Source organism: Roseofilum sp. SBFL (assembly GCF_017746885.1).
Taxonomy (GTDB): Bacteria; Cyanobacteriota; Cyanobacteriia; order Cyanobacteriales; family Desertifilaceae; genus Roseofilum.
In genome coordinates this window covers 22612-29858 of record NZ_JAGHZH010000012.1, presented here as the reverse complement: position 1 = coordinate 29858, position 7247 = coordinate 22612, and the positions used below count along the sequence as shown (strand labels likewise).

Annotated in this window: 7 protein-coding genes; 3 read left to right on the top strand and 4 right to left on the bottom strand. The window is 45.0% G+C overall.

Features of this window, described 5'->3' with window-relative positions; genetic code table 11:
• Nucleotides 1-480: 480 nt before the first annotated feature.
• Nucleotides 481-1185, top strand: a complete 705-nt coding sequence (gene bchM / locus J7545_RS00830; protein ID WP_318701445.1) for a magnesium protoporphyrin IX methyltransferase — start codon at nt 481-483, stop codon at nt 1183-1185.
• A gap of 52 nt (nt 1186-1237) precedes the next feature.
• On the opposite strand, the gene J7545_RS00825 is transcribed toward bchM, so the two are convergent.
• The 4 genes from J7545_RS00825 to J7545_RS00810 form a co-directional block, all read right to left on the bottom strand.
• Nucleotides 1238-1627: a nuclear transport factor 2 family protein gene (locus J7545_RS00825; protein WP_318701444.1), complete on the bottom strand. Its 390-nt coding sequence runs from the start codon at nt 1625-1627 to the stop codon at nt 1238-1240.
• Between the two features lie 63 nt (nt 1628-1690).
• Nucleotides 1691-2836, bottom strand: a complete 1146-nt coding sequence (locus tag J7545_RS00820) for a DUF819 family protein (protein ID WP_318701443.1) — start codon at nt 2834-2836, stop codon at nt 1691-1693.
• Entirely contained in the window at nt 2833-3906 is a 1074-nt protein-coding gene (locus J7545_RS00815; protein WP_318701442.1) for a DUF1611 domain-containing protein, read from the bottom strand. The genes J7545_RS00820 and J7545_RS00815 overlap by 4 nt, the downstream gene beginning before the upstream one ends.
• The gene (locus J7545_RS00810; RefSeq protein WP_318701441.1) at nt 3896-4951 is read right to left on the bottom strand and encodes a dipeptide epimerase; all 1056 of its coding nucleotides are present in this window, start codon (nt 4949-4951) and stop codon (nt 3896-3898) included. Before J7545_RS00810 ends, J7545_RS00815 begins: the two co-directional genes overlap by 11 nt.
• 177 nt (nt 4952-5128) lie before the next feature.
• On the opposite strand from J7545_RS00810, the gene J7545_RS00805 reads away from it, so the two are divergent.
• Both J7545_RS00805 and J7545_RS00800 read left to right on the top strand, forming a co-directional pair.
• A complete protein-coding gene (locus J7545_RS00805) occupies nt 5129-5959 on the top strand; it encodes an ABC transporter permease (protein WP_318701440.1) in 831 nt (276 codons plus the stop codon).
• Between the two features lie 21 nt (nt 5960-5980).
• The gene (locus J7545_RS00800) at nt 5981-7231 is read left to right on the top strand and encodes an ABC transporter ATP-binding protein (RefSeq protein ID WP_318701439.1); all 1251 of its coding nucleotides are present in this window, start codon (nt 5981-5983) and stop codon (nt 7229-7231) included.
• Nucleotides 7232-7247 lie beyond the last annotated feature (16 nt).

Sequence of the window (7247 nt, the reverse complement as noted above, 5' to 3'; positions counted from 1 at the left end):
TCTTAGGTTTTGCTCCTACTACCAGTGCTATGATTGATATCCTCCTATCCGTAGCTATAAAGTTGATTAATCCTGAACCGTTAAAAAACTGGTTTACTCATTGTTGTTACTGTCCATCATAACAGCGCAAAGCGCTGTATCATTTATCGTATGGGATACTCAAAGTCACTGTCAACTCATTACTCTAGAGCTTTCTTTGTTCCTGCGTGGTTAACAATTGCCGATTGAGCGATCATTGATAAATGATGTTATTTTTAGAATCTGGAAAACAAGAATACTCAGTTTTGGCAAGGAGCCTCTCTCTTTAGTTCTGTGACCCTTTCTAACAGAAGATTGTCAGAATAGGAGAATAACTTACAGTTAACATAGAATTGGGTTTTTACCTAATAGCCAGCCTGACTCACATTGCAGCCACCCCAATCGTGGTATGGTAAACAATTGGAGACTGTCCCATCCTGTGTACAACGTCCTGTAATTCCTATGACCCTGGCAGAAGAGAAAAACCTAGTAGACGATAAGACCATTGTCAAAGACTACTTTAACCAAACTGGTTTTGACCGATGGCGGAAAATTTACGGTACAGATGAGGTGAACCGCGTTCAACTCGATATCCGTAAAGGCCATCAGCAAACGGTAGACACGGTTCTAGACTGGCTAAAAGCTGATAATAACCTCAGTGAACTGTCCATCTGTGATGCTGGATGTGGAGTCGGGAGCCTCAGCATTCCCTTGGCTAAAGCTGGCGCTCAGGTTTTTGCCAGTGATATCTCGGAAAAAATGGTGGGTGAAGCCGAAACTCGCGCTCAAGATACTTTAGACAATCTGAATAATATTCAATTTAAGACCCAAGATTTGGAGCAACTGGACGGTGAATATCATAGCGTCATTTGCCTGGATGTCCTGATTCATTATCCCCATGAAAAAGCGGATGAAATGATTGGTCATCTCTGCTCGTTGGCCAAATCACGGGTGATTCTCAGTTTTGCGCCGAAAACTTGTGCTTTGGCAATTTTGAAGAAAATTGGTAGCTTTTTCCCTGGTCCTTCTAAAACGACTCGCGCTTATATGCATAAGGAAAAGGATGTGATTGCCAGTTTAGAGAAATATGGCTTTAAGGTGGAACGGAATGCGATGATGAAAACTCGGTTTTATTACTCTCGTATTTTAGAAGCGACTCGTTCTTAGATTGAGAAATAGAAACCGGGTTTCTGGTAGAAACCGGGTTTCTAGCTACAACTTAAGCGCCTTTGAGTTGGGCAATAAGTCCAGGTTCATCCCAATAGGAAGCTAAGTCCGTTATTTTACCCGCTTCATTGAATTCAAATACACTGATTCCTTCCGTTTGGGCTGTTTTTCCAGTTTTAGCAATGACGTTCATTTGCCATTTTACGGCTGCACCTGTACCGGAAATAAAGGGAGTTTCAGGCGTGATTTCTAGACGATCATAAAATTGGGCGAGAAATTGGAAAAATGCAGTAGCTTTTTCATGGGCAATGATGGGAGGTTTGCCCACTGGATCGGCAATCGTGGCATCGGGGGTAAAGAGTTCAGCCCACCCTTCAGGGTTCATGGCACTCATTTGGGTGAAGTAACCGTTGAGGGTGGTTTGCATGAGTTCAGGAGACATAGAAATGGGGGTAAAAATTAACAGGAATAGCTTACCAAATTATTAGTTATTAAGGGTTAATGATTAGGAGAGTAAATGTCCCAAAATGAGACTAATGGGATTAGCCAAAATGGAGCCAACTGTGCCACAAATAATGGCGGGGATAATCAGGGTTTCCCAACGTTGAGCGACAGCCATGGCAACTCCTAGGGTGGCGCTGCCAATACTGGCGTTGGAAGCAATAAGAATGTCCGCCCATTCTATGTTGAGGAGTTTGCCAGCGAGGAGGATAATTGCTAGGTGAGTGAGGAGGATAATACCAGCAAATTGCAGCAGTATGGGGTTAAGTGCCAGAAGTTCTGGGATGCTGGTGGTGGCTCCTAGGGTGGAGAAAAAGAGAAGGATCGCGAGTGCGCCAAATTCTTCGATTCCAGCGAGGCGATCGCTCGTTGTCGAAAAAACCTGGGTTAAAATAATCACGATAATGGCGGTAAAGAAGAGTTCACTACCGGGTAAGCGAATAAAAGTAGCGATCGCATAGCCCAATAGAGCAGACATCCCACTAGCGGCTAAGGCTAGGGCTAAATCAAAGCGGGTGGGAGCTGTTTGTTTGAGAATGGTGGGGACGGGAGCGCTGCCAAACCGAATTCCCCAATCCTCTTGATGGGGGCTAAAGAAGCGACGGATACCAGGAATGATGGAGATCAGGAGCCAGAAGAGAATAAAGAGACTGGCAATCAGGCGATCGATCGTGTTAATTGTTTCCAGGGGAATAGCCCCTTGAAAGTCTAGGGCAGAAGCGACATCGGCGGCATTGAGGGAGTTACCGATATACTGAGCAACAAAAATAGCGGCCAGTTTTCCCCTTTCGTCTCCTAAGGGTAAGAGGATCAAGCCCAGGATAGATCCTAAGATTGTGCCGCCCATGCCACAAGCAAAGACAAGGAGAGTAGCTTTGGCATGGGTGGCTAGTTCCCGTAAATTGATTTGGGAGAGAATGAGAGGAATGGCTAGCGTGATGCCGTAGGTAGCAATGACTGCATAGATGGGGGCACTGGTGGGAGTGAATCCCAGATGAGTACACAGACTCGCAAGACAGAGAACCAGCAGAGCAGCTAGGGGGGGCGTTCCTCGGCGAGTTTGTTCTGCCCAATAGCCAACAGCACAGAGGGCAAGCAGGATAGCTCCTAGAATGAGATTGGAGTTGGGAAGGATAAAGGGATCAATCATCCAGAGGTTGAGTTAGGGTTGAGAAGGGCATCTAGGAGGTAATCAGCACTATAGCGGATGGGGTCTGTACAGGGAAGTCCGGTAAGGTTTTGGATCTCGGCGATCGCGCGATCGGCTTCTTCTTTGCTAAATTTATGGGTATTGAGAGCGATCGCCTTTACCCGTATCGGTTCAGTCGCTCCTGCTACACTCGCCACCCGCTCATAAAGATCAATCACATCAGGAAGCGGTGGAATAGCCACCTGGGGAGCATGACGGATCTGGGTTTGTCCCCAACGATGTACTAAAATTAGACCCGTCGGTTGAGACCCTCGAATTAAGGGCAAGGTAGCCGTAGAACTGGGATGCAACAGTGACCCTTGACCCTCAATATGGAGAATATCAGCCTCAGTGCCATAGGTTAACACCTGCTGCTCAATAGCTCCAGCCGCAAAATCTACTCGTACCGCGTCCAAAGGCACTCCCTTACCCGCAATCATAATTCCCGCCTGTCCTGTGCCGATAAAATGGGACTTCAACCCGCGCTGTTGGGAGGCTCTATGCAATTCTAAGCTCGTGGACATTTTACCAATGGACATATCTGTACCCACCGTCAGCACCCGGGTATTGGCTAACTCTCGTGCTTTCGCTCTGCCAATGGTTAAATGTTTCGGTTCTTGACGAATATCCCAAATCATTTGCCCCAATTTCAGAAAAGATTGAAATTGGGGCGCAAGGGGAGTATGGAGTCCATTAACTACAGAAAGTCCAACTTCAACCGCTTGCTGAATTTCGTTAACCCAAGGTTCTGGCAAAGCGCCACCCGAGGGAGCGATACCGATCGCTAATACTTCGGGTTCATAGTTCAAGGCTTCGCTTATATTGGCCACAATGGGAATATTATGGCTAATTCCCGTTAATTCTTCTAGCGATCGTCCCCCACTCTCTTCATCAATCAAAACCACAATATTCGCTTCACTGTAGCGAATCAGGGACAGTCCCGTTTTACCCGCCGTTCCTTGAAGTCCCCCATGGAGCAGAATCGCCACACGACGGTTTGGGGCGAGTAAATTAGGGAAATCAACCATCATGACGAATTACTCCTAAACCAGGTTGAGTATTGAGCATCAGCCGAGAATTTTCTAGAGTCGCTCCAATAAAGGGGTCATCGATCAAGTTTAGATGGCTATCTAAGTCCAGATAATCCACTAGGGGGGCCAAATGAGCAGCCGCTGTATTTGACAAACTGCTGTCTGAGTAACACCCTAACATCACTTGTAAGCCACAAGCGCGGGCCGTGTGGATCATGGCCATAGCTTCACTGAGTCCCCCAGCTTTCATCAGTTTGATGTTAATGCCGTGAATGCGATCGGCCAAGACAGGGATATCAGTGCGGGTGTAACAGCTCTCGTCGACAAAGATGGGCAGAGGTGATTTTTCGTAGAGTTGGGCTAAATCTTGTTCTTGACCTGGAGGTAGGGGTTGCTCGATGTACTCAATCCCCCATTTTTTCAGGGTTTGAGCCATGGTAATCGCTTCGTTTAAGTTCCATCCTCCATTCGCGTCCACATAGACCTTACAGCCTTCAGGAACCACCTGTAGAAGGGCGTTCAACATGGCGAGATCGGCCTCTATCCCTTCCGGACTACCCAGTTTAACCTTCAGATAGTGTACAGGGGTAAGTTCTAACCAATGGCGCAGTCGTTCTTGAGCCGCTTCTGGACTGCTAATGCCAACCGTAACCGAGGTAGAAGGCATGTGCTGGCGATCCAATCCCCACAGTTGCCACAGGGGAAGCCCTACTGATTTTCCGAGCCAATCATAAAACGCCATATCTAGAGCCGCTTGCACCGCAGAAGGTAGAGAAAGTCCAGATTTAGCTAGAGTGGCTCGGATTTTCTGCCCCTCTAAGGGACTTAACGGATAGAGAATAGGTACAATTTGCTCCAAAGCTGCTACAATCTCTCCAGTCTTTTGACCCTTGCCTCCCGTGGAAAAGGGCGTGGCTTCTCCCCATCCCGTAATTCCATCCTGTTCGACACTCACCCAGATGTTGGTGTTTTGGGTATGGCTTCCCCGACTGATGTTCAGGGCAAAGCGTTTATGGACTGTGAAAGGAGTAATCCGGATTTGCATCAGTATAAGTCTGCTCAATTTTTTTTGAGCGTAATCTGGAAAGAGAGATTTCACCACTGTATACAGAGGAGACAGAATGACACAGTTTGGAAAACTTTGCCAACTTGTGCTACTGTCTACGGTTGATTACTGTTTTATCTTCCAAGGTTAAACTTTTCTAGAGCCATAGGCGATCGTATGAGTTATTCCAGTCAAACGGAAATTGTAATAGAAGCCGGAAGGACAGAGCGGGAATATTGGAAAGACCTGTGGCGCTACCGCGAGTTATTCTACTTTTTGGCATGGCGAGATATCCTGGTTCGGTACAAGCAAACGGCGATCGGTATTTCTTGGGCTTTAATCCGCCCCTTTCTAACTATGGTTGTCTTTACCATCGTCTTTGGTAAATTAGCCGGACTCCCTTCAGATGGAGCGCCTTACCCCATCCTCGTCTTTTCAGCCATGCTCCCCTGGCAATTCTTCGCCAGTGCCCTTTCTGAATGCAGTAGTAGCCTCATTGGAAACGCCAATCTAATCTCCAAAATTTATTTCCCTCGCCTCATTGTTCCCACAAGCGCAGTTATTGTTAGTTTTGTGGATTTCTTGATTTCTGGAATGATTTTGCTAGGACTCATGGCTTGGTACAACTTCATTCCTACCTGGAAAATTTTACTATTACCGTTATTTGTATTTATTGCCTTCGCTGCGGCGATGGGTACAGGTTTGTGGTTAGCTTCATTAAACGTTCAGTATAGAGATTTTCGTTATATAGTTCCCTTTCTTGTCCAATTCGGCTTGTACATTTCTCCTGTCGGTTTTAGTAGTAATGTTGTTCCCGATCAATGGCGGTTAATTTATTCATTAAATCCAATGGTGGGAGTAATCGATGGTTTTCGTTGGGCTATTCTAGGAAATGCTCAACTTTACCTACCTGGATTCGTATTGTCAGTGATTCTAGTGGGATACCTTTGTATTGGGGGGGTCTGGTATTTCCGCAAGATGGAACGTACTTTTGCTGATGTCATTTAATAAGGTAGGAGAGTTAGAAGCGTGTCTGAACCGATAATCCGAGTTGAGAATTTAGGTAAAAAATATTTGATCCGCCATCAGCAACAAGAACCCTATACTGCTCTTAGAGACGTGATTGCTAATGGAGTAAAATCCTTGGGACGTACTATAGTAAAAGGAGGAAGTGAAAAGCGGGAAAAACCATCACGGGAGGAGTTCTGGGCTTTGAAGGATGTGTCTTTTGAGATTAATAGAGGCGATCGGGTTGGTATCATTGGTCGCAACGGTGCCGGAAAATCAACTTTATTAAAAATTTTAAGCCGTATCACCGAACCCACAACAGGTAAAGTTCACATTAAAGGTAGAGTCGCCAGTTTATTAGAAGTCGGAACCGGATTTCATCCAGAACTAACAGGTAGAGAAAATATCTACCTTAATGGTGCTATTTTAGGAATGAGTAAAGTAGAGATTCAGAAAAAGTTTGATGAAATCGTAGCGTTTGCAGAAGTTGAGAAATTTTTAGATACTCCAGTAAAGCGTTATTCATCTGGCATGTATGTGAGATTGGCTTTTGCCGTAGCAGCACACCTGGAACCTGAAATTTTAGTGGTTGATGAAGTGCTAGCTGTAGGTGATAGTGAATTTCAAAAGAGATGCTTGGGGAAAATGAGTGAAGTAAGTCAAGAGGGGAGAACCGTATTATTTGTTAGTCATAACATGGGTGCTATATCTACTTTAACTGATAAGGTTTTATGGATTAATCAAGGTAACTTAAGAATGATTGGACAAACCCCTAAAGTTGTAGCAAGCTATATAAATGAGGGCTATACTGAAAATCAAGTTTGGGAAACTGAGGTTTACAACACAAAACCCATGCAAATATTAAAAGCTAAATTGCATTCAGATATCGGTCTACTAGATGTTCGCCAGGGATTTAAAATTATCATAGATTATGTGGTTCGAGAAGTAACCTATGGATCTGTGGTGTCAGCAATTATTCATGCAGCAGATGGCTCTCCTTTAATTAGTACTGAGGATACAGACACTAATCTTGAATTGTTGGATCGCCGAATTCCTGGGCAATACCGTGCTGTGGTCCAAATTCCTGGAGATTGGCTCAGTGCTGGTCAATATATGTTGAGATTACATTGTGGAGTAGTCTATCAAGCTATTTTTGATAATATTGAAGCACTACGTTTTGAACTAACTGAAACAGGAAATCCTAAAGTGAGAAAACATAAGATAGCCTATTTTCTGCCATACCTTGATTGGCATCAAGACAAAATAAACTAACGCCACCTCCAATGAC